This is a genomic window from Streptomyces sp. AMJ-169 (assembly GCF_055597585.1).
Genome location: NZ_JBVLTJ010000004.1, coordinates 79158 through 102038, shown reverse-complemented (window position 1 = coordinate 102038; position 22881 = coordinate 79158). Strand labels below are relative to the sequence as shown.

The 22881-nt window shown below is 71.2% G+C and carries 21 protein-coding genes; 12 read left to right on the top strand and 9 right to left on the bottom strand.

The window, feature by feature from the left end; all coding sequences use genetic code 11:
* Positions 1–67: 67 nt before the first annotated feature.
* The gene (locus ACYUD3_RS11480) at positions 68–1147 is read left to right on the top strand and encodes a substrate-binding domain-containing protein (RefSeq protein ID WP_470967623.1); all 1080 of its coding nucleotides are present in this window, start codon (positions 68–70) and stop codon (positions 1145–1147) included.
* A gap of 4 nt (positions 1148–1151) precedes the next feature.
* Here the strand turns inward: ACYUD3_RS11480 and ACYUD3_RS11475 are convergent, their stop codons facing one another.
* Positions 1152–1607 carry a MarR family winged helix-turn-helix transcriptional regulator gene (locus tag ACYUD3_RS11475; RefSeq protein WP_470967621.1) on the bottom strand — a complete coding sequence of 152 codons (456 nt, stop codon included), beginning with the start codon at positions 1605–1607 and terminating at the stop codon, positions 1152–1154.
* A gap of 242 nt (positions 1608–1849) precedes the next feature.
* Here ACYUD3_RS11475 and ACYUD3_RS11470 point away from each other — a divergent pair, with 242 nt between their 5' ends.
* The gene (locus tag ACYUD3_RS11470; protein ID WP_470967618.1) at positions 1850–3502 is read left to right on the top strand and encodes a purine-cytosine permease family protein; all 1653 of its coding nucleotides are present in this window, start codon (positions 1850–1852) and stop codon (positions 3500–3502) included.
* Between the two features lie 42 nt (positions 3503–3544).
* Here the strand turns inward: ACYUD3_RS11470 and ACYUD3_RS11465 are convergent, their stop codons facing one another.
* The 5 genes from ACYUD3_RS11465 to ACYUD3_RS11445 form a co-directional block, all read right to left on the bottom strand.
* Positions 3545–4114, bottom strand: a complete 570-nt coding sequence (locus ACYUD3_RS11465) for a hypothetical protein (protein WP_470967615.1) — start codon at positions 4112–4114, stop codon at positions 3545–3547.
* 31 nt (positions 4115–4145) lie between these two features.
* A complete protein-coding gene (locus ACYUD3_RS11460; protein ID WP_470967613.1) occupies positions 4146–5072 on the bottom strand; it encodes a MurR/RpiR family transcriptional regulator in 927 nt (308 codons plus the stop codon).
* Between the two features lie 64 nt (positions 5073–5136).
* A complete protein-coding gene (locus ACYUD3_RS11455; protein ID WP_470967610.1) occupies positions 5137–6744 on the bottom strand; it encodes a phospholipid carrier-dependent glycosyltransferase in 1608 nt (535 codons plus the stop codon).
* An 86-nt stretch (positions 6745–6830) separates the two neighbouring features.
* Complete coding sequence (locus tag ACYUD3_RS11450) at positions 6831–8750, bottom strand: phosphatase PAP2 family protein (protein ID WP_470967608.1); 1920 nt, start codon at positions 8748–8750, stop codon at positions 6831–6833.
* A gap of 149 nt (positions 8751–8899) precedes the next feature.
* The gene (locus ACYUD3_RS11445; RefSeq protein ID WP_470967605.1) at positions 8900–9823 is read right to left on the bottom strand and encodes an N-acetylglucosamine kinase; all 924 of its coding nucleotides are present in this window, start codon (positions 9821–9823) and stop codon (positions 8900–8902) included.
* Between the two features lie 294 nt (positions 9824–10117).
* Here ACYUD3_RS11445 and ACYUD3_RS11440 point away from each other — a divergent pair, with 294 nt between their 5' ends.
* The 5 genes from ACYUD3_RS11440 to ACYUD3_RS11420 all read left to right on the top strand — a co-directional run bounded on the left by ACYUD3_RS11440 (position 10118) and on the right by ACYUD3_RS11420 (position 16643).
* A complete protein-coding gene (locus ACYUD3_RS11440; protein ID WP_470967602.1) occupies positions 10118–11275 on the top strand; it encodes an ROK family transcriptional regulator in 1158 nt (385 codons plus the stop codon).
* Positions 11276–11552: 277 nt separating this feature from the next.
* A complete protein-coding gene (locus ACYUD3_RS11435; protein WP_470967599.1) occupies positions 11553–12887 on the top strand; it encodes an ABC transporter substrate-binding protein in 1335 nt (444 codons plus the stop codon).
* 44 nt (positions 12888–12931) lie between these two features.
* Positions 12932–13909, top strand: a complete 978-nt coding sequence (locus ACYUD3_RS11430; protein WP_470967597.1) for a carbohydrate ABC transporter permease — start codon at positions 12932–12934, stop codon at positions 13907–13909.
* A gap of 25 nt (positions 13910–13934) precedes the next feature.
* Positions 13935–14813, top strand: coding sequence for a carbohydrate ABC transporter permease (locus tag ACYUD3_RS11425; protein ID WP_470967594.1), 879 nt, complete (start codon positions 13935–13937; stop codon positions 14811–14813).
* A gap of 6 nt (positions 14814–14819) precedes the next feature.
* A complete protein-coding gene (locus tag ACYUD3_RS11420; protein WP_470967591.1) occupies positions 14820–16643 on the top strand; it encodes a hypothetical protein in 1824 nt (607 codons plus the stop codon).
* A gap of 13 nt (positions 16644–16656) precedes the next feature.
* On the opposite strand, the gene ACYUD3_RS11415 is transcribed toward ACYUD3_RS11420, so the two are convergent.
* The gene (locus ACYUD3_RS11415) at positions 16657–17298 is read right to left on the bottom strand and encodes a hypothetical protein (protein WP_470967588.1); all 642 of its coding nucleotides are present in this window, start codon (positions 17296–17298) and stop codon (positions 16657–16659) included.
* Between the two features lie 155 nt (positions 17299–17453).
* Here ACYUD3_RS11415 and ACYUD3_RS11410 point away from each other — a divergent pair, with 155 nt between their 5' ends.
* The 3 genes from ACYUD3_RS11410 (at position 17454) to nicT (ending at position 20618) form a co-directional block, all read left to right on the top strand.
* Positions 17454–17873, top strand: coding sequence for a nuclear transport factor 2 family protein (locus tag ACYUD3_RS11410; protein WP_470967585.1), 420 nt, complete (start codon positions 17454–17456; stop codon positions 17871–17873).
* Positions 17874–18204: 331 nt separating this feature from the next.
* Complete coding sequence (locus ACYUD3_RS11405) at positions 18205–19332, top strand: lysylphosphatidylglycerol synthase transmembrane domain-containing protein (RefSeq protein WP_470967582.1); 1128 nt, start codon at positions 18205–18207, stop codon at positions 19330–19332.
* Between the two features lie 197 nt (positions 19333–19529).
* Entirely contained in the window at positions 19530–20618 is a 1089-nt protein-coding gene (gene nicT, locus ACYUD3_RS11400) for a Nickel transporter NicT (RefSeq protein WP_470967580.1), read from the top strand.
* On the opposite strand, the gene ACYUD3_RS11395 is transcribed toward nicT, so the two are convergent.
* A complete protein-coding gene (locus ACYUD3_RS11395; RefSeq protein WP_470967577.1) occupies positions 20615–20803 on the bottom strand; it encodes a hypothetical protein in 189 nt (62 codons plus the stop codon). The genes nicT and ACYUD3_RS11395 overlap by 4 nt on opposite strands.
* A 138-nt stretch (positions 20804–20941) precedes the next feature.
* On the opposite strand from ACYUD3_RS11395, the gene ACYUD3_RS11390 reads away from it, so the two are divergent.
* A complete protein-coding gene (locus ACYUD3_RS11390; RefSeq protein WP_470967574.1) occupies positions 20942–21271 on the top strand; it encodes a hypothetical protein in 330 nt (109 codons plus the stop codon).
* Positions 21272–21356: 85 nt separating this feature from the next.
* The gene (locus ACYUD3_RS11385) at positions 21357–21830 is read left to right on the top strand and encodes a carboxymuconolactone decarboxylase family protein (protein WP_470967571.1); all 474 of its coding nucleotides are present in this window, start codon (positions 21357–21359) and stop codon (positions 21828–21830) included.
* A 108-nt stretch (positions 21831–21938) separates the two neighbouring features.
* Here ACYUD3_RS11385 and ACYUD3_RS11380 read toward each other — a convergent pair whose 3' ends face one another.
* A complete protein-coding gene (locus ACYUD3_RS11380) occupies positions 21939–22829 on the bottom strand; it encodes a Gfo/Idh/MocA family protein (protein ID WP_470967569.1) in 891 nt (296 codons plus the stop codon).
* Between the last annotated feature and the right edge of the window lie 52 nt (positions 22830–22881).

Genomic DNA, 22881 nt, shown 5'->3' with positions numbered 1-22881 from the left:
GGGCCGCGATTGTCAGGCCCCGCGCAGGGGTCTAGAGTCCGCCGACGTCGGAGATCCCGGAGGTGCGGTGGAAACGGCGGCAGCACACCTGCGCCCGGACGGACGGGACGTGCTTCTCGTCGCCCTCGTCATCCCCCTGCGCGGCCCGGCCGGCATCTTCGGCCCCGCCTGCGAACTGTCCGCACAGCTCGCCGTCGAGGAGCTCAACGCCGCCGGCGGGATCCACGACCGCGAGGTACGGCTCGTGGTGATCGACGGCGGCCGCCCTCCGCACCAGGTCGCCGACGAGGTCGAGGGGCTCGTCTCGCTCGGCGCCGTCGACGCCGTCGTCGGCTGGCACACCTCCGCCGTGCGCCAGGCCCTCGCCCCGCGCATCGCCCGCCGCGTGCCCTACATCTACACCGCCCAGTACGAAGGCGGCGAGCGGACCCCCGGGGTGTTCCTCACCGGGGAGACGGACGTGCGGCAACTCGCCCCGGCCATGCGGCTGATCGCCGAGACCACCGGCGCCCGCCGCTGGTGCACCGTCGGCAGCGACTACGTCTGGCCCCGGGTCACCGCCCGCACCGCCCGCCACTTCGCCCGCGACTGCCGGGGCACCACCGTCGACGAACTCTTCCTCCCGCTCGGCACCGAGGAGTACGGCCCCGCCCTGCGCCGCATCGAGGCCAGCGGCGCCGACGCCCTGCTGATGCTGCTCCTCGGCGACGACGCCGCCCGCTTCAACCGCGCGTTCAGCGCCGCCGGACTGCACCGGCGCTGCGTACGCCTCAGCACCCACATGGACGAGAACCTGCTGCTGGCCACCGGACCCGACGCCACCGAAGGACTCTGGGCCGCCTCCGGCTACTTCGACTCCCTCATGACCACCGAGAGCCTGTCCTTCGGCCACCGCTACACCCGCCGCTTCGGCCCCGAGGCCCCGGTGGCCGGCAGCCTCGGCGAGTCCTGCTTCGAGGGCATCCTGCTGCTGGCCGCGCTCGCCGCCCGCAGCGGCCCCGGACTGTCGCAGCCGCCCGCACCGGACGACACGATCTCCTACGAGGGCCCGCGCGGCACCCTCCGGATGCGCGGCAACCACCTCGAACAGCGGCTCTACCTCGCCCGCGCCGAAGCGGTCGACTTCGAGATCACCAGCCGGCTCTGAGAGATCACCAGCCGACTCTGACCGCCGTAGCCGCCCGCCCCTGCGGCCCCAGCACCAGCTCGAGCCGGGTGAGCGCGTCCACCAGCTCCGGCATCCCGCCCATCCCCTCCAGCGCCTCCTCCTGCGCCGCCCGGACGAGTCCGGCCACCACCCGGTACCGGGTCCGCCCGCGCGCGGAGAGATACAGCAGGACGCGGCGCCCGTCCCCGGGGTCCTTGCGGCGGTACGCGTGCGCCGCCGACACCAGCCGGTCCACCAGCTTGGTGAGGCTCGGCGCGGGCATCAGCGCGTACTCGGCGACATCGGACATGGCGTGGCCGCGGCCGTCGGACAGCAGCGACAGCACCCGCCACTCCTCGACGGAACAGTCCTCGGGCTCCAGCGCGAGCGCGAGCCGTCGGGTCAGCAGCCGCTCCGCGCTGCTCAGCAGCCGCGGCAGGTCCCGGGGCGGTTCCGGCACGGTGTTCCCCTCCTTGTCCGCTCCCCCGACGTCCTTGCGACAGTACCTCTTCACAGAGTCCTTTCCAAAGGAACGAAATAAACAGGGGAACGAGGGCCGCCTCACCCTGAAACCTCTGGAGATCCGCGCATCAGCGGTACTTCACTCAGGAAGTAACGTGCCGTTCACGACGGGGAGGACTCGCGGGTAATACACCGTTCCTAACGTCTCGCCGCGAGTGCACACACCAGGAGGCGTTGGTCATGAGTGTCGAGCCGCAAGCGGACGTCCGGGTCGAACAGACACCGGCGTCCGGCACCGATCAGGCGACGAAGGAGACCCTGGAGGACTACACCCTCCGCTTCGCGCCCCGCAGTTACCGCCGCTGGACCCCGATGGTCGTGGCGACGACCGCGCTGGGCGGCATCGCCTACATGGCCGACTTCTCCATCGGCGCGGGCATCGGCCTCGCGCACGGCACCGGCAACGCGCTCGTGGCGATCGCCGTGGCCGCCGTCGTCATCTTCGTCACCGGCTTCCCCCTCGCCTACTACGGCGCCCGCTACAACATCGACCTCGACCTCATCACCCGCGGCTCCGGCTTCGGCTACTACGGGTCGGTGCTGACCAGCGTCATCTTCGCCAGCTTCACCTTCATCTTCTTCGCCCTCGAAGGCTCCATCATGGCCCAGGGCCTGAAGCTGGGCCTCGGACTCCCGCTCTGGCTCGGCTACTTGATCTCCACCCTGATGGTCATCCCGCTCGTCGTCTACGGGATGAAGGCACTGAGCAAGCTCCAGGTGTGGACGACCCCGATCTGGCTGCTGCTCATGGTCGGCCCCCTGGTCTACCTGATCGCCACCGACCCCGGCACCGTCGACAAGTTCCTCGACTACGCGGGCACGGACGGCGAGGGCGGCGTCAACACCGCGTCCGTGCTGCTCGGCGCCGGGGTCTGCCTCTCGCTCATCGCGCAGATCGGCGAGCAGATCGACTACCTGCGCTTCATGCCGCCCAAGACCGAGGCGAACAAGCGCAGTTGGTGGACGGCCGTGATCATGGCCGGGCCCGGCTGGGTCGTCCTCGGCGCGCTGAAGCAGGCCATCGGCGTCTTCCTCGCCGTCTACATCATCGCCAAGGTCGGCGCCGGCGCCGCGCCCGAGCCGATCCAGCAGTTCCGGGGCGCCTTCGACGCGATGATGCCGTCCTGGCTGGTCGTCCCGCTGGCCGTCGTCCTCGTCGTGATCAGCCAGATCAAGATCAACGTCACCAACGCCTACTCCGGCTCCCTGGCCTGGACGAACTCCTTCACCCGCGTCACCAAGCGCTACCCCGGCCGCATGGTCTTCGTCCTGGTCAACCTGACGTTCGCGCTGATCCTGATGGAGGCCGACATGTTCAGCTTCCTCAACAGCATCCTCGGCTTCTACTCCAACTGCGCCATCGCCTGGGTCGTCACCGTCGCCACCGACATCGGCGTCAACAAGTACCTGCTGAAGATCTCCCCGCTCCAGCCGGAGTTCCGCCGGGGCATGCTGCACGACGTCAACCCGGTCGGCGTGGTCTCCTTCGTCGCCGCCTCGGGCCTGTCGATCGCCCTGTACTTCCACGCCCTCGGCGACACCCTCCAGCCGTACTCCCCGGTCGCCGCGGCCGTGATCGCCTTCGTCCTGACCCCGCTCATGGCGGTGGCCACGAAGGGCAAGTACTACCTGCGCCGCACCGACGACGGCATCGCCGAACCCCTGCTGGACCCGGACGGCAACCCGAGCGCGACGACGTACGACTGCCACGTCTGCCGGCAGCCCTACGAGCGCCCCGACCTCGCCGCCTGCGCCGGCCACGACGCGGTCGTCTGCTCGCTCTGCCTCAGCACCGACACCCTCGGGGAGCACGTCCTGCCCGCCACCGTCTGACAGAAGGTCCCGGCGGGAGATCCGCCGGGACCTTTCGCGCGGTCAGGCGGACAGCAGCGCCAGCAGCCCGATCTCCGGTGCCAGCACCCCCGGCTGCCCCAGCGACCTGAAGTCCGCCTCGACCTCGGACAGTTCGAGGGCGCCGGCCCGTATCGCGTGGTAGCGCAGCACCGACCAGAGGAAGACGTCCAGGTTGTCGTACTGGGTGTCGGCCTCTATGACCTCCTCCTCGTGGAACCACACCGCGACCCGCCCGCTGGCCAGCACCACGTGGTAGTTGCCCCCGCCGTCCGCGCACACGGACCAGACGTCGGCGCCGGACAGCTCCGTCTCGTAGTCGGAGTCCAGCACCCGGCACCCGTTGGCCGCGAAGTCGAAGCCGTACGACCAGTCGTCGACGTCGAGCACCTCGGACAGCGCCCCCGACCTGGCCCTGCGGTCGAACCCGGCCAGCGAGGCCCGCGCCTCCTCCGGGAGCCTGGCGAGGAACGCCTCGACCGGCCGCGTCGACGCGGGCAGCGCGACCCGGGGCACATCGGGGAACCAGCGCGCCAGATCGGCGTCCAGACCTTGGTCCACGTATCCGGTCAACTGATCGACTGTGAGAGACATGCGGCGAGGTTAGCGGAGACCTCTGGCACTTTTACTCCCGCAGGAAGAACCGGTGCCGCTCCGCCACCTGCTCGTACTCCTCCAGCCGGGCCTGGGTCCGCTCAGGACCCGCGTCCGACATCGCCTGGAGCAGCGCGGCGGCCATCACCCCCGGCGCCGCGTACGAGTCGAACACCAGCCGCGACCCCGTCCCCGTCGCGAACGTCACGTCCGCCTCGTCGGCCAGCGGACCGAGCGCGAGGTCCGTCACCAGCGCCACCTTCAGCCCCGCCCCCCGCGCCACCCCCAGCGCCGTCAGCGTCTCCTGCGCGTGCCGGGGCATCGAGAACGCCAGCACCCAGGTCCCGCCCGCCTCCCGGGACTGGAGCAGGGCGTCGTACGCGACGCTGCCGCCCCGGGTGATCAGGCGGACGTCGGGGTGCAGCCGGCGGGCCGCGTACGCGAAGTACTCGGCGAGGGAGGCGGAGATGCGCAGGCCGAGGACGGTCAGGGGGGCCGACTCCGACAGGGCGCGGCCGGTCGCGATGACCTGGTCGGGGTCGGCGAAGTCGCGGCGCAGGTTCTCCAGGTTGGTGATCTCCGCGTCGACCGCCGCCTGGAGCTCGTTGGCCCGGTTGACCTCGGCCGCCGCCACCGCACCGCTCCCGCGGGTGCTCAGCGCGATCGTCTGGAGCCGCTCGCGCAGCGCCGGATAGCCGGAGAAGCCCACGGCCGTCGCGAACCGCGTCACCGACGGCTGGCTCACCCCGACCCGTTCGGCGAGGTCGGTGATGGAGAGCATCGCCGCCTCGGTGAAGTTCTCGATCAGGAACTGGGCGATGCGCCGCTGGCCGGGGGAGAGGTGCGGGCCGTCGAAGAGCGTCCGCAGCTGGGAAGTGGGGGAGGGTTCCGTCGCCGGGGCGGTCCGCCCGGAGGTGATGGCCGAAGCCTGCGCACGCGCCCGCTGCGACGAGGACACTCTGTCTCCTGGATGCTCTCCCACTGGCTCAACATAGCTCACGGCCCCCGGCGAAGATCATTTCTCACCGCCGGTACAGCGTGATCGAGTACCCCACCTGATCCACCGCCCGGCTCCCCGCCAGCAGTTCCGCGAGCCGCCCCCGCGCCTTCGCCGCCGCCGAGTCCGACACCACCAGCAGCCCCCGCACCCGGTCCACCGGCACCGCCCGAGGATCGGCCGCCCGGATCCCGTAGGCCGACGGCACCCCCGCCCCCTTGTACACCAGCCACACCCGCTCCCCGGGATACCGCTCCCGCAGCCGGTCCGCGAGCCGCCCGAGGTCCTGCCCCCAGTCCACGTTCGAGTCGTGCAGCCGCAGATGCGTCGCCGCCGGACCACCGAACGCCTCGTTGGAGTACGGCAGGTAATAGGGGAACACCCGCAGCGAACTGACGGCGACGAAGGCGACCAGCGCCCACCCGGCCGCGCGAGCCCGGCGCACCGTCACCACACAACCCGCCGCCACCGCGAGGAACATCGGCACGAACACGGCGTACCGCGTCCCCAGATCCCGCGCCCCCGTCATCGCCGAGGCCAGCAGCACCCCGGCCGGCACCAGCACGTACAACGCCGCGCGCCGCCACCGCCGCAGCAGCACGACGACCCCCGCCGCCCCCAGCGCCAGCAGCCCCAGCGGCGTCTTCACCAGCAGCGCGGCCGGCAGGTAGTACCAGCGCGACCCCGTGTACAGCTCCCCGAAGAGGAACCCCTGCCAGGGCTGGTTCTCGAAGCCGAACTGGATCCGCATCCCGTCGCGGTACGACTCCGGCACCGGCAGCAACTCGATCAGCAGCGCCCGCAGCCCGTGCACGGAAGGGACCGGACCCGGCGCGCCACGCAAACGCGGATCCACCACCAAGTACGACAGCCATACGACCGCCAGAGCGACCCCCACCACCAGCCCCGCGCCCCACAGCGCCCGCCACCGCCGCGCCGGCCACAGCGACACCACCGCGAGCCCCGCCAGCACCGGCACGGCCGCCAGCGTGCTCATCTTCGTCGCCAGCGCCGCCCCCAACGCCAGCCCCGCCAGCGGGAGATGGAGCCGCGCGTCGAGGCGCGCCCGCCACAGCAGCCAGCACGACGTCAGCACGAACCCCGCCGCCGGGACGTCCAGCGTCGCCAGCGAGCCGTGCGTGATGACGTCCGGCGTGAACGCGTACAGCGCCAGCGCGGCCAGCCCCGCCGCGCGCCCCCCGACGTCCCGCGCGAAGCAGAAGACGACCAGTCCGAACAGCAGCGTCAGCGCGATCACCGGGAGCCGCGCCCACAGCATCAGATCCCACGGGTCGTTGCCGGACCCGTACAGCAGATGCCGGCCCACCGCGCCCTGGTCCCCGGTGAAGGCGGCGTCGTAGTGCGGCCGGGCGAGGGCCACCCCGGCCGCGACGACCAGTTTCCCGAGCGGCGGATGCTCGGGGTTGTAGCGCACCCGGTGCGCGTGCAGATAGTCGGCGGCCGTCCCGACGTACACCGGCTCGTCGATCGTCGGCGTCTGCCGCACGGCCGTCGTGACCATCGCGGCCGCCATCTGCGCGAGCAGCAGGAACACCAACAGGGGTACGAGCCAAGGGCGCCTGCGTACCCGGGGGAGCAGGGTGCGAGGTCGTTCGAGAAGGGTTGCCATCATCCGCCACGCGATGGCCGGGCCGGGGCGGGCGCGGATCCGAGAAGCCTCATGGGCCCACTCTGCCCCGCCGCCCGCCCCTCAGCGCGTCACCGCTTCAGGAGTCGTACCGACAGACCGTCCGCCGTGTAGACAGGTACGGCGCGCAGATGGGCCGAGTTCAGCTCCACCTTGTCGAACTGCCCGCGCAGCTGGGCGGCGGCGAGGACGTGGACGACGGTCCCGGCGGCCGGCGGCTGCTTGGCGTCGAGGTGCAGCGACAGCACCGCGCCCTTCTCCAGACGGGCCCGGCCGGAGACGGTGACGACGGCGCCGTGCGACTTGCGCAGCGTCACCTCCAGCTTGGCCGCGCCCTGCGTCCACGTACCGCGCACGCGGACCGGCAGCCCGGCGCGCAGCGTGCCGCCGGTCAGCTTGACGTCGCCCTGGCCGAGCGCGTTCGCGTGGCCCGCGACCAGCGTGCCCGCGGCGACGACCGTGCCGCCGTGGTAGCGGTTGTGCCCGGAGAGCGTCAGCGTGCCCGAGCCCTTCTTCGTCAGAGCGCCGCCGCCCTCGATGTCGTTGCGCCAGGCGTCCGCCGCGTGGAAGCCGCCCTTCGCCGCGTCCAGCGTGACCGTGACGTCCTTCTCGAACGCGCCGTAGCCGTCCGCCGCCGCGAACAGGTTCAGCCGCCCCCACTGCTCGACGCCGTCCAGCAGGACGTACCCCGACTCCAGCGCGGTCGTGCGCAGCACCGCGCGGCGCTGCTCGGCCGTCAGGTACGGCTGCCGCGTCTCCAGCAGCACCTCCGCGCCCTTGGGCACGGTCAGCGGCTCGCTGCGGCCCTTGCGGCTGAGCACGTACGTCAGCTTCGGCTCGACCAGACGGGCGTTGGCCTCGCGGGAGGCGTACTGGTCGGAGGCGTCCGAGTGGGCGTACGCGAACAGCGTGTCCGGCGTCGTCCCCGTCGCCTTGGTGAAGTAGGCCAGCGCCTGAGCCCGCGCCGCCGCCTTCAGCTCCGCGTTCGCCGGGTCTGCGAGGGTCGCCGCCGCGAGCGCGGTCGCCATGATCCGGCCGCCCATGACGTCGACCGTGGAGTGCATGCCGGCCATGACCCGGGTGTGCGCCAGCTCCAGCGTCCGGGTCACGATCTCCTGGAACCGCTCCGGCACCGCGTACGCGTACGCAAGCCCCGCCAGGTGGAAGGCGTTGGTGTGACCGCTCGGGTAACCGGCGTCGTCGACCGGCGAGGTGCTGCGCTGGCGCAGCAGCTGCGGGGCGACGATCACCTTCGAGTCGTACACCGGGTAGCCCAGCGCGTCCGTCCTGCCCGTGTCGACGACCTGGCTGTCCTCGTTCATGCGCCACGGCCGCGGGTACTGGTAGGCGTACTTGCCCTGGTTGCCGGAGGCGTACGGGCCGCGCAGGGTGTCGACGAGCTTGGCGACCTGGCCCAGCTCCGAGGTGTACGAGCCGGCGCCGAGCGCCGCACCGGCGGGGGCGTCGGCGGGCACGGCGTCGTTGATCGTCGTCGCCGGGGTGGAGTCCGGGGCGCTCGTGATCGAAGTGACCGCCAGCGCACCGGACTTGTACAGCGCGGCCAGCGGGCCGAGGCCCGCGATCATCGCGTAGCTCTGGTGCTGGCGGTCGTACAGGAACGCCTCCTTGGCCTGGGCCAGGGTGCGCTTCTTCGTGAGGTCGGCGCAGTAGCGCATGTTCGCGCGCAGCACTTCGCGGTCGAGGACCGTGCCCGTGTTCCAGGCGGCGCCCGTCTTCCACACCTTCGACATGCCGCCGAGGATGCGCACGACGGCGTTCGTCTCGGGGGTGAGGTTCTGCGGGACGTTCGTCTTGTAGTCGTCGATGAAGGCGGCGGCCTTGTTGACCACCGGGGCGGTGGGGGCGGTCGCGGCCTTGGCGTCGGCGGCGGTCAGCCATGAGGCAAGGGTCGGCGCGGCGAGCAGCGCGGCCGAACCACCCACAGACGCCTTCAAAAAGCGCCTTCTGTTCACGGCGGCGGGTGACGACATGCGAGTGCCTCTCTGGAATTCGGGAAGGGGAGGACGTGCGAGCGAAGATCTACGGGTGAGTCGTGACCGGTTCGGGTGGGAACGGCGACCGGGTCATGTCCCGTAGGTGAACGGCCGGTTCATCCCGCACAGGGACCTGTGCGCGCGTGCTAGAAGCCCTGCTGGAGGAGCAGCGCCCGCGCCAGCGCCACCGCACCTTCCACCGGCGCCACCGTGAGCGGCGTCACCCGCACCCCGGGCACCGCCCGCGCGAGCCCCGCGCTGAACGCCTCGTACAGCACGGGCTGCGCCAGCACCGTCCCGCCGGCCACCACCACGTCGTCGACCGGGACCCCGCGCTCGGCGAGCCGGGCGACCAGCGCGGCGAGGGCCTGGCCGGCCTCGGCGATGACGGCGTGGGCGAGCGGGGAGCCGCGGTCGGCGGCGGTGAAGACGGCCGGCGCGTGCCGGCCCCACTCGGCGGAGACGTCGGAGGCCCGCTCCAACGCCGCGCCCAGCGCCGGGACTTCGGGCACGCCGAGCGAGGCGACGAGGCCGTCGGCGAGCAAGTCCGGTGCCTCGCCCCGGTCATGGGCCGCCCAGACCGCCCGCGCGGCCTCGCGGACCAGTCCGGCGGCGCCGCCCTCGTCCCCGAGGACCGCGCCCCAGCCGCCCACCTGGACGGCCGTCCCGTCGGGCAGCCGGCCCACGGCGACCGAACCGGTCCCCGCGACCAGACCCACGCCCTTGTCGAACCCGGCGGCGGGCACGAGGAGTTCGGCGTCGCCCACGACCCGCGCGGGCACCCCGAGAAGTTCCTGGACGGCGTCACGCAGCTGCGCGCACTGCCGGGGCGTCTCGCAGGCGTGCGCGCCGATGGCAACAGCGTCCGGACGTACACCAGTTGGCAACCCCTCGGCGAGGAGATCGGCCAACCACCGTACGGCGGACGGGACATCGTGCGGGCGCCAGCCGCTGCTGGCACGGACGTGATCGGCGACCACGGCGTCCCCCGCGACCGCGCGGAGATGCGTCTTGGTGCCGCCCACGTCGATGCCGACCGCGAGCGGGCATGAGGGGGGTGCGTCCTGCACGGGTTCTTCTCTCGTCTTTCGTCGGATGTGCTCCGCGCCGCCGGGCGGCGGTACGGGCACACGACTGCGACGGCGGGCGAACCGTGCGGCACGTGTGAACAGATCTTGAACAAACCTCGGGAAGCCCCGGGACGGGCTTCTGGTGAACACGGCAGGCGAGTACCGTGACTTCGTTAGGAAATTAACTAACGAAGTAGGGTGCGTCAAGAGGTCTGGTACACACCGAATTACTGGTGACTCCGGCGCCGCGAACGCGCCGTGGAGCTCGCCCACCCCTTGTTCTGTGGGAGACCTGTGCAGCACTTGAGTGAGAGCGCGGGCGCCGTCTTCGCCGTCCTCGCCGCGGCGGGCGACGCGACCCGCCCCGGGCTGGCCCGGCTGGCCGGCCTGTCCAAACCGACCGTCTCCAGCGCCGTCGCCGAACTGGAGGCCCTGGGCCTGGCCGCCCGCGCCGGCACCACCCACGGCACGACCGGACGCGCCGCCGCCGTCTACCGGCTGGGCCCGGCGGCCGGCACGGTCCTCGCCGTCGACCTCGGCTCCACCCACACGGCGGTCCGCGCCTGCGCCCTCGACGGCGCCCTGGTCGCCTCGCGCACGACACGGCAGGGCGCCCCGGCGGCCGTGGTCCGCGAACTGCTGGCGGAGGTGCCGGGGCCGGTGCGGGCGGTGGTGGTGGCGGTACCGGACGTGGTGCGGCCGGCGGGGGTGCCCGCGCAGGCCTCGGCGCCCGTACAAGAGATACGGACCGCCCGCCCGGCCACCCCCTCCATAGCCGCCGCCGTGGACGCCCTGGCCCTCCCTCCCGACCTCCCCCTCCACCTGGAGAACAACGTCAACTGCGCGGCCCTCGCCGAACTCCACGAGGGCGCCGCGCGCGGCCGGCACACCTTCGGGTATCTCCAGGTCGGCTACGGCATCGGCCTCGGGATAGTCGTCGGCGGACACGTCCTGCGCGGAGCGGGCGGCGCCGCCGGTGAGCTGGCCCGGCTGCCCTACCCCTGGCTCCCCGAGCGGCCGTCGGTCCTGGAGGGGATGGAGGCGTACGTGGGCGCCGAGGCGCTGATGCGGCGGGTGCGGGAGGGGTGGCGCGGCGGGGAGTGGGCGCCGGTGGACGGCCTGATCCCGCTGGACGCCGCCGAACTCTTCGCCAAGGCCGCCGAGGGCAGCCCCCGCGCGCTGAGTTTCGTCGCCGACCACGCCAGGGAGGTGGGCCGGCTGGCCGCCGCGACCGTCGCGGTCCTGGACCCCGGGCTGATCGTCCTGGGCGGCGGCATCGGCGCGAACCCGCAGCTCCTGCCCGGTGTCCGGGCCGAACTGGGGCGGCTGAGCTGGCCCACCGAGGTGGTCGGCAGCGAGGTCGGCGACGACGCGACCGTGGCGGGCGCCGCCCGGCTGGCGGTGGCCCGGGGAATCCAAACCGTGACCGAGGGGCCGGACAAGAGGCATTGACGGACTCCGTCCGCTTCTGCCAATGTCCGGACAAGCGCTTTCTGGCCGGGCGGGACCCCGGCCCGGCGGCGGGAAACATGGCGCGGCGAACAGAACGGATCACGGGGGCGTGCTCGTGTCCGACCGCCGCGGCTCCCGCTCCCGAAGCGGTCTGGGCGGCCGGGCGAGGCCACCGACCGAAAGCGCTTGTTCCCCAGGGAACTGGCAGGAACCACTAAGGACCCGTGCCGCCTCACCGGCCGGAAGATTCCGTCACGCATCATCCAGGGAGGACCCGGTGGGTCACGAGATCTCGCGCAGAACCATCTTCCGCGCCGCGAGCGGCATCACCGTCGCGACGGCACTCGGCACCACGCTGAGCGCCTGCGGCGGCGGCACGGGGGCGGGCAGCAGCAGCGGCAAACTCACCATGACGTGGTGGGGAAGCGACCAGCGTCACGCCGCTTACAAGAAAGCGCTTGCTACGTTCCAGTCGGACAACCCGAAGATCAAGATCCAGGAGACCTACCAGGGTTACGACGGGTACTTCGACAAGTTCAACACCAACGTCGCCGGCGGTTCCGCCCCCGACCTGATGCAGATGGACACCGCGCTGGTCGCCCAGTACGCCCGCAAGGGTGTCCTCGCCCCGCTCGACGAGTACGTCACCAGCAAGGCCCTCGACCTCACCGGCTTCTCCAAGACCCTGCTGGCCTCCGGCACGGTCGACGGCAAGCTCTACGGCGTCCCCTCCGGCATCGGCGTCAACCAGGTCACCATCAACCGCACCGGCCTCGAAGCCCTCGGCCTGAAGCTCCCGGAGCGCGAGTGGACCTGGGCCGACCTCAAGTCGGTCTCCCAGGACATCTACAAGAAGAGCGGCGGCAAGACCTACGGCGTCGACGACGGCGGCGGCTCCACCCTCCAGTGCTTCGAGATCTTCGCCCGGGAGAAGGGCCAGCAGCTCTTCACCACCGACGGCAAGAAGCTCGGCTTCACCTCCGACACCCTCCAGGAGTGGTGGGAGTACTGGGCCGAGATGCGCAAGACCAACGCCTCCCCGCCGCCCGCGATCACCTCCGCCGCGCACAACGACCTCACGAAGAACGCGGTCGTCATCGGCAAGGCCCTGATCAGCTTCGACTCCGGCATCTACGGCGCCGGCGGCTCGATCACCAACGCCCAGCTCGACTTCCTGCCCACCCCGCAGGGCGACTGGTCCGGCGCCCGCGAGGGCAACTACGTCAACGGCGGCGTCCTGCTCAGCGCCACCAAGACCAGCAAGCGGACCGCCGACGCCGTCAAGATCATCACGTTCTTCGCGCAGAACGACACCGCGATCAAGGACATGCAGCTCTTCCGCGGCATCCCGCCGACGGAGAAGGCCCGCGGCCTGATCGCGTCCAGCCTCTCCGCGACCGACAAGCTCAACGTGGCGATGGCCGACTACATCTCGCAGCGCGTCGGCAAGGCGACGAACGTCCTGCCGAACCCCGTGCCGCCGCCGCAGGGCGCCGACCAGATCTGGGACCTGCTGTTCCAGTCCAACCTCGCCGTCGCCTTCGGCAAGGCGAGCATCAAGTCGCAGCTGGGCAAGTTCTTCGATCAGGCGGCAGGGATCCTGTCCGCGTAAAGCGGGCGTACGCGGAACACCGGGAGAGGGCCAGGGAGATGAGTATGACCACCGCGAAGACCGACGAGGTCGTGCAGGGGGCGCCGCGGGAGGCGTCCGCCGCCGACCGGCGGGAGCGCGAACGGCAGCGGCGCCGCCTCGCACGCAAGCGAGGCGGCGGCTGGTGGCCGTACCTCTTCCTGGCCCCCTGGTTCGTGGGCCTGTTCGGGCTGACGATCTACCCGATGCTCGACTCGCTGTACCTGTCGTTCACCGACTTCGACCTGCTGACGCCGGAGAAGTGGGTCGGCACCGCCAACTACCAGCGGATGTTCACCGAGGACCCGGTCTTCTGGGACTCGGTGCACGCGACCCTCCTCTACGTCATCGTCTCCGTGCCCCTCAAGCTCGGCCTCGCGCTCGGCGTCGCGATGCTGCTCAACCGGGACATCAAGGGCATCGGCCTGTACCGGGCCGCCTTCTACCTGCCCTCGCTGCTCGGCGGCGCGGTCGCCATCGCCATCGTCTGGCGGCAGGTCTTCGGCGGCGACGGACTGTTCAACGACTTCCTCGGCTGGTTCGGCATCAAGGGCCAGGACTGGATCTCCAGCCCCGACACCGCCATCTACACCCTGATCCTGCTGGCCGTCTGGCAGTTCGGCACCCCGATGGTCATCTTCCTCGCCGGCCTCAAGCAGCTCCCCAAGGACGTCTACGAGGCCGCCGCGATCGACGGGGCGAAGCCCGTCACCCGCTTCTTCAGGATCACCCTGCCGCTGCTGACGCCCATCGTCTTCTTCAACGTCGTCCTCCAGATCATCGACGCGTTCAAGACCTTCACCCCGGCGTTCGTCATCAGCAACGGCTCCGGCGGGCCTCTCAACTCGACGATGCTGTACTCCCTGTACCTCTACAAGAAGGGCTTCACCGACCTTCAGATGGGGTACGCCTCGGCGCTGGCCTGGGTGCTCTTCCTGGTCATCGCGGCGTTCACGGCGGTCAACTTCGTCGCCAGCCGCTACTGGGTCCACTACGACGACTAAGCCGCCTGATCGAGGAAGTCACCCCATGTCTGCCATCTCCCCGAACATGTCGCCGCTCCAGAAGCTCCGCTCCGCGACCGGCGCCCGCCGCATCTTCATCCACACCGTCCTCATCGGTGTCGCGATCGTCATGCTCTACCCGCTGCTGTGGATGCTCAGCAGCTCCCTGAAGCCCGACACCGAGATCTTCACCCACCCCGGGCTGATCCCCGACAAGCTCAACCCCGAGAACTACAGCAAGGGCTGGAGCGGCTCCGGCAACTCCTTCTCGCTGTACATCACCAACTCGCTGATCGTCACGATCGGCGCGGTGATCGGCAACATCGTCTCCTGCTCGCTGGCCGCCTACGCCTTCGCCCGCTTCGAGTTCCGCGGCAAGAAGATCTGGTTCGGCCTGATGCTCGGCACCCTGATGCTGCCCACCCAGGCGGTGCTGATCCCGCAGTACACGATCTTCTACAACCTGACCTGGATCAACACCTACCTGCCGCTGATCGTGCCCAAGTTCCTCGCGGTGGACGCCTTCTTCATCTTCCTGATGGTCCAGTTCATCCGCTCCATCCCGCGCGAACTCGACCAGGCCGCCATGATGGACGGCGCCAACCCCTGGCAGGTCTACTGGAAGATCATCCTGCCCCTGATGAAGCCGGCCCTGGTCACCACGACCATCTTCACCTTCATCTGGACCTACGACGACTTCCTCCACCAGCTCGTCTACCTCCAGCACAACGACAAGTTCACCGTCCCGCTCGGCCTCACCCTCTTCCTCGACCAGACCAGCGGCTCCTCCTACGGCGCGATGTTCGCCATGTCGACGATCGCCCTCGCCCCCACCCTGATCTGCTTCCTGATCTTCCAGAAGCGCCTGGTGGAAGGCATGGCCACCTCCGGTATGAAGGGCTGACCCCGAGTGCGTCTCCGCCACCAGCGCGCCCCGCTGCACGACCTCCCCGACACCCCCGAGGCCTACGACGCCGTCCTCGCCGACGTCGCGGAGCAGGCCCTGGCCCGCCTGACCCCCGAGGGCAGCCTCGAACACCCCGACTGCGACGACGACATCGGCGACACCTCGCTCGGCGTGACGTCGCTGCTGGCGCTGGCGTGGCAGCGTTCGGGCGACCCGCGCCTGCCGGAAGCGGTTGTGCGGAGCCTCGCCTTCCACCTGGACGAACGGGTCTACACCGAGGACAACCCCGGCTACCCGAACCTCCGGATCCGCAACTCGGGCCTGCCGTACGCCCGTTACGTCCTCGCCGCCGGGGAGCACCCGATCGGCGACTGGCCGAGCACGGTGTGGGCGCTGCTCCAGGCGGTCAACATCCTTGAACTGTCGGAGGGGTTGGTCCCCGAGGAGCAGCGGGCGCGGCTGCTGGAGGTGGCGCGCGGCTACTGGTCCTGGCTCACCGAAGCGACGTTCTTCAACCCGCAGGAGGCGGGCAACCAGGCGATCGGCTGCGTGGTCGGCGGCCTGATGCTGGCGGCCCAACTCCCGGGCGCGGAGGGGGAGTCGATCCGTACGACGGCCCTCGGCCTGTACCGCTCGAAGATCCGCGCCCACCGCGTGTCCGACCGCGGCGCGCTCCTCCCGCCCGAGCACGGCGGCGCGTACGACAACAACTACGGCCCCATCTCCCTCTCCTTCCTCGCCCAGGCGCACCGGGTGAGCGGCGAGGAGATGTTCGCCGAGGACGGCGAGACGCTGGCGCGCTACATCGACGCCCGGCTCACCAACGGCGGCTTCGACAACGGGGGGCCGCGCTACAGCGAGCAGCACTCCGGCTTCGAAGCGGTGCTGGGGCTGCGGTACTTCGGGGCCCGCGTCGGGGCGGACATCGGCCGCTACCGGGGGGACACCCGCTGGGGCCGGCACGCCGTCAAGCCCGACGGCGGGGTCGACGGGCACTTCGCCTGGATGCTGGTCTGGCAGATCCAGGACGGCACACCCTGGCACCGGACCCCTTCGGGGCAGCCGCTGAGGCATCAACTCCGGTCGGGGAGCGTGTCGGTGGCGTTCGACTCCAAGATGACGCCGGCGCTGCTGGAGGCGGCCGGCACGTACTACCTCCCGGCCGCGGTGAACCGCCAGCACGGCTTCGGCCCGGTCCTCGACGGCTTCCTGTACTGCCGCCCGATGGGGGAGGTGCGGGTGCGGGACGTGCAAGTAGGTTCATTTGCGGCGAAGTTGGTGACCAAACCGGTGGTGGGCCGCGACCATGTCCTGCGCGGCGTCCGCTCCCTGTACGTCACCGACGGCACGTCTCTGTGGACGACGGTGGCGGTCGAACGCCTCGCGGGGGAACCGTACTTGCTGGCGGGCCTCCCGTACGCGGCGGACGACGCGGACCGGGTCCGCCGCACCGCTGAGGCAACGGCGGTGTCAGCGGCGGGACTTCGCCTGACCCACCCCGTGGAGGAAACCCCGGACCACTTCGACGCGCGCGCCGAACTGACCCAGGAACAGGCGGCGTTCGTTCTGGCGGCGGACCCAAGGGGTTACGGCAACCCGGACGAGGGCTGGAGCCACTTGACCAGCTCGACGGCCCTGGAGGTAGGCCCCCTCCCAGAATCCCCGGCCGACCTCCACGTCTTCGCGATCCGCTATGGCACCGAGGAGAAGCTGTCGGTGCGGGTGGAGTGGGCGGGGGAGGAACTGGTCGTACGGACCGACGCGTTCACGGCGGTGATCGGGGGCCCGGACGAACGGGGGGAGCCGGGGCTGACGCTCACGGTGTGAGGTGGGGGCGTGCTCAGGAAATCCCGAGCACGCCCCATTTGCGTCGGTGGGCTTCGGTGAGGACGTCGCCCCATTGCCGTACGAGGTCCGAGAACTCGGTGAAGTCCCTCATCCAGCTGTTGGGGCCGCGCGCGGCGTGCCGGTCGTAGGCGGTGGCGAGGTCCGCGAGCAGGGGTTCCGCGTGTGTCCAATGGGCGGCGCGTTCCGCTGTTTTGGAGGGGGTGCAGACGACGATCTGTGCTGGGTGCCAGGGTGTGTACGCGTTCTCCAGGGGGTCCTCGGGGGTGTCGTACTCGGGGGTGTCCTCTGGGATGCCCTCGGAGGTGTCCTCTGGGGGGTCATCGCCCGACCAGATCAGGTCGAGCAGGAAGGCGTCCAGGGGTTCGCGGAGTTGGGGGGCGGCGAACGGGCGGGTTTTCTCCCAGCCTTCGGCGGCCCAGAAGTGGGGTTTGTAGGAGCCGAGGGTGCCGAAGAAGTCGTAGCGTCCGCACCAGGGGACCTTGGGTGAGGCCGGGAAGGTCCAGCCGTCCGGGGTGTCCCGGTACAGGTCCTCCTCCGGGCACACCGCCTCGTAGAGCAGCTCCTCGCGTTCCGCCGGTGTTCTGCGTTCCAGTTCCGGCCAGTCGACGATCAGAGCGGTGATGTCCGTCCCCATGTGACTCACCCTACTCAGACCGGAGTTACCGGCGGGGAACGGGGCGGTGGGAGTCGGACGTTCAACGGAGTGCACTGCTGGGATTCAGCCCCCTCACAGGAAGACACCGCACTCTCGTGTCCGGGTGGGAGGGGAGAGGAAGGAGGGCGGTCGCCGTGTGCCCGTCCCGGGTTTCTGAAGTCGTCGACGACGAGGCGTGCATCCGTGCGCTGATCGAGCGGTGGGCCGAGTCCGTGCATCGCGGAGACATCGGCGGGGTGCTGGAGCGGCACGCCGAGGACTTGGTGATGTACAACGTGGCGCCACCGTACGAGGGGGTGCGCTCGCGCGCCGCCTACCGGGTCATCTGGCCGCCCCTCTTCGCCTGGCAGGCCCTCGGCGCCCGCTTCGACCTCGCCGAACTGGACGTCACCGCCGGCACCGACGTCGCCTACGCCCACGCCCTCATCCGGTGCGGCACCGAAGAGGAGCTCGCCGAACGCCCCGAACTGCGGCTGCGGCTCACGTTCGGGCTGGTCAAGGAGCGGGGGGAGTGGGTGATCGCGCACGAACACCACTCCTTCCCGCATGACTGAGCCGGGGGCGGGGCTCCGCCGGGCGGGTGTACCGGAGACGCCTGAGCGCGTCACTTCGGGTTACGTTGGCGTGGCTTTCCGCACCCTGCGCGACTTCCGTCGGCCGTGGAGAAAGGCAACCCGCATGACTCCCGAGCCGCGCACGGCTACGCCGGAGACACCGGAGGAGTGTGAGGGTACGCCGGGGACTTCGGAGGCGCGTGAGGCTGCCCCGGGGACATCGCAGGCGCGTGAGGCTGCGCGGACTTCGGAGACTGGGCGAGCTTCTCGGACTCCGGCGACTCCAGCAATCCCGACGGCTCCGGAAACTCTGGCCGCTTTGCCAATCCCGATGGCCCTGGAAAGCCTGGCGGCTCCGGCAGTCCTGGAAAGCCTTGCGGCCCCGGCAACCCCGGCGGTCCGGGCAACCCCAGCGGCCCCGGAAACCCTTGCGGTCCCGAACCCCCCGGTCGCTTCAGCCGCCCTCCCCGCCTCGGCGACCTCCGCAGCCCCCGCCCTCACCCCGGCCACCCCGGAAACCCCGGCCACCCCCCACACCCCCGTCACCCCCCACCCCCTCCGCCGCATCCCCTGGCCCACTCTCTTCTCCCTCCTCGTCCTCCTGGGCATCCTCTACCTCGCCCGTCGGCACTGGCCGGTGCTCGCCGATGGGGCCGGGCGGCTTGCCGCTGCTGATCAGGGGTGGCTGATGTTCGGGGCGTTGGCCACGCTCGGGACCTGGTGCTGTGCCGCCCTCGCCCAGCAGGGCGCGGTGACGTCCCGGCTGCCCGGCGGACGGCTGGTCGCGACCCAGTTCGCCGCCTCCGCCGCCAACCACCTGCTCCCCGCCGGCCTCGGCGCCTCCGCCGTCAACATCCGTTTCCTGATGCGCTGCGGCCTCCCCGCGACCCGCTCCGCGACCGCGCTCGGCGTGAAGGCGACCGCGTCGGGCCTCTCGCGCGTCACGCTGATCGCGGCCCTGACCCCGCTGTGCCCCGGCGTCCTGCGGATCCCGCACGTCCCGAGAGCGGCCGTCGCCGCGGCCGTCGTCGCCGTCCTGCTGTTCCCCGCCGTCTTCCTGTGGTCGCGCTGCCGGCAGGCCGTCTCGGCGGTCGCCGGGGACATCAGGGCCGTGCATGTACGGCCGTGCCGGGCGGCGGCGCTGTGGGGCGGTTCGTTCGCGTTCGCGGCGCTGCACGCGCTGGTCGTCGTCGCCGTCACGCGGGCGGTCGGGCTGCCGCTCTCCCCGCTCCGGGTCGCGCTGCTGTACCTCGCCGCGAGCACGGCCGCCGCGCTGCTGCCGACGCCGGGCGGGATCGGTTCGCTGGACGCGGTGCTGGTGCTGGGGCTCACCGCGAGCGGAGCCCCGGCGGTGGCCGCCGCCTCCGCCGTACTGGGGTACCGGCTCCTCACGGTGTGGCTCCCGCTGCTGCCGGGCCTGATCGTCCTCGGCGTGCTGGTCAGACGCCGGGCGCTGTGAAGCCCCCCGACTCCCAGCCCCCAGCCGGACCCCGCGCGCCCTGAAGCCGCCGCCCGCTATAAATCCCCGGCCCCTTGATCAACCCATGGCAAAGATCTGCCGCCCCCTTTACTGCACATGATGTGCAACTAGCAGAGGATGGCAACGGCTGCCCGTGTGCGGCTGCTCACGCACGTCCGGCGAAAGGCAAGCACCCCATGACGATGACCCGGCAGGAATGGACCCGCGTCGCCGGCATGGCCGCGTTCGTCCTCGCCCTGCACGTCGTGGGCTGGTTCACGCTCATCGCGATCGTCGCCCCGCACCACTACAGCATCGGCGAGAAGACCTTCGGCGTCGGCATCGGCGTCACCGCCTACACCCTCGGTATGCGCCACGCCTTCGACGCCGACCACATCGCCGCCATCGACAACACCACCCGCAAGCTGATGAGCGAGGGCCAACGCCCGCTGTCGGTCGGCTTCTGGTTCTCCCTCGGCCACTCCAGCGTCGTCTTCGCCCTCGCCCTCCTGCTCTCCTTCGGCGTGAAGACGCTGGCCGGCCCGCTGCGCGACGACAACTCGAGCCTGCACGACATCACCGGCCTGATCGGCACGGCCGTGTCCGGCACGTTCCTCTACGTCATCGCGATCCTCAACCTCGTCATCCTGGCCGGGATCTGGAAGGTCTTCCGCCGGATGCGCACGGGCGAGTTCGACGAGGCCGAGCTGGAGGAGCACCTCAACAACCGGGGCTTCATGAACCGCCTGCTGGGCAGGGTCATGAACGCGATCACCAAGCCCTGGCAGATGTACCCGCTGGGCCTCCTGTTCGGCCTCGGCTTCGACACCGCGACCGAGGTCGCCCTGCTGGTCCTCGCCGGTTCGGGCGCCGCCTCCGGACTGCCCTGGTACGCGATCCTCTGCCTGCCCGTCCTCTTCGCGGCCGGCATGTCCCTGCTGGACACCATCGACGGCTCGTTCATGAACTTCGCCTACGGCTGGGCGTTCTCGCAGCCCGTGCGCAAGGTCTACTACAACCTCACCGTGACCGGCCTCTCCGTCGCCGTCGCCCTCCTCATCGGCACCGCCGAACTCCTGGGCCTGGCCGCCGAGAAGCTCGACCTGCACGGCGCCTTCTGGGACTGGGTCGCCGCCCTCGACCTCAACACCCTGGGCTTCGCCGTCACCGGCCTGTTCATCGCCGCCTGGGTGATCGCCCTCGTGGTGTGGAAGGCGGCCCGCATCGAGGAGAAGTGGACGGCGGCCCCGCGCGAGAAGGCCGAGCCGAGCAGTCCGGTCCTCTAGGGCAGCAGCTTGTCGATCGCCGCCGAACCCTCCTCGGCCAGCTTGCGGCGCGCCCATTCGAGATTCTTCGGCGTGAGATCACGGCCCGCCGCGAGGACGACGTCCTCCGCCGAGATCTCTCCGGTACGGGTGTGCAGCAAGGAGTCGGGGGTGACCCGGTCGTCTGAAGGCTGGGGCGAGGACATGGCGGGGGCTCCTTCGGGTCGCATCCGGAGGGTGGTTCCTCCACCATTCACCGGCCGGGCGGCGAGTGCATCCCGGAGGGGGCCGGGGTGCCGTAAAAAGATGTGGACGACCGCGGCACGGCGAGAGGGCGAGGGCGCATGGGGTTCGAGGGAGAGATCTGGCGGGTGCGGTGCGGGGCGGAGCCGGCCGGGGAGATCGTCGTCGACGACGCCGACTTCCCCTGGCTCGCGGGCCGTTTCACCCCCGGCCCGGCGTACGCGGCGCTCGCGCCCCTGTTCACCCGGGAACTCGCGCTGCTGAACGAGGAGGGAGAGGGGAGCATGGGGGAGTGGGAGCGGGTGTACGGCGAGATCGAGCGCCGTGTCTCCCTGGTCTCACCGGACGGCCCGGTGGCCGAGTTCCTGCTGCACGTCGAGGGGGAGCGGGCCTGGTTCCGCTGGAGCGACGAACCCTTCGAAGAGAGGTGACGCGGGTCACAGCGACGGCTGTCACGCCGTGCGGGGCTGTCCGGTCAAAGAGGTGTACCCATCGGAAACGGCACAGGAGCCCACCATGGAAGCCCGTCTCGACCTCTTCGGCAGCCCGCTGTTCGCCAAGGCCCTGCGGCACATCAACTCCGCCGGCAAGGTCATCTCGGACTCGGCCCTGCCGGCCGCGACCCAGGAGCTGGTGAAGATCCGCGCCAGCCAGATCAACGGCTGCGGGTTCTGCACCGACATGCACACCAAGGACGCGGCGGCGGCCGGCGAGACGGACCAGCGCCTCCACCTGGTCGCCGCCTGGCGCGAGGCCAAGGTCTTCACCGACGCCGAGCGCGCCGCCCTGGAACTGGCCGAACAGGGCACCCGCATCGCCGACGCGGCCGGCGGCGTCACCGACGAGGCCTGGGCCGCCGCCGCCAAGCACTACGACGAGGAGCAACTGGCGGCCCTGGTCAGCCTCATCGCCCTCATCAACGCCTACAACCGGGCCAACGTGATCGTCCGCCAGCCGGCGGGGGACTATCAGCCGGGGATGTTCGGCTGAGGGGAGGGCGGAGGGGGAGACGGGCCGACCCGGCTCCCCCTACGGAACCGGGCCGGCCCGGCGCTGAGAGGCCGGCCTGAGAAGCCGGCCCCCGAAAGCCCGAAAAGGTCACCCCGCCCCCAACACACTCTCCGCCTCCTCCAACACCTCGGTCACCCGCGCCGCGAACCCCACGTCACAAGCGTCCGCGACCCCCGAACCGACGGCCTCCAGCAACGCGTCCGCGGCCCGCCCGAGCGTGACCGCCGCACCGTCCCCCGAACCCTCCGGAAGCACCGCCACCCCGGCCTCGCCGCGCAGCTCCACGGCGTTCCCCTCAGCGGCCGAAGGCGCCGTCAGACTCAGCGTCAGCGTGCTGGACGCCCCGCTCGCATGCTCCAGGACCACATGCACCGTGTCCCCGGGCCCCCGCCCCGCCGCGCTCACCCGGCGGACATCCCCCAGCACCGGCATCAGCACCGACAGCGCGTGCGGCCCCACGTCCCACAGCGCCCCCTTCTCCCGCCGCCACGGCGAATCGGCGAACGGGCTGTCGCTGTCGGACGCGAACAGGGACCCCAGCCACTGCGCCCGCCCGGTGAACCAGCCCCCCACCGCGGCCTGCCGCCCGATCCACTCCGCGAGCGCGGGATCGAACCGGGCGGTGAAGAACACCACCGACGCCGCCCCGCTCTCCCGCGCCGCCGCCACGACCGCCCGCCCCTCGGCGGACGACAGCGCCAGCGGCTTGTCCAGCAGCAGATGCCGCCCCGCCCGCGCGGCCCGCAGCGCCAACTCCGCCTGGATGTCCGGCGGCAGGGCGACGGCGACGGCGTCCACGTCGGCCAGCAGCGCGTCCACGTCGTCGTACGCGCGCACCCCGTGCCGGTCCGCCAGGTCCTTCGCGGCCTCCGGGCGGCGGCCCCACACGCCGGTGAAGTCCAGCCGCGGGTGCGCGGCGAGGGCGGGGGCGTGGGCCATCTGCGCCCAGGGGCCGGTGCCGAGCAGTCCGATGCGCATAGAGCCGCCTCTCCCATGAAGCCCGTCAGGAAACTGCGGTGAGCCTGACACA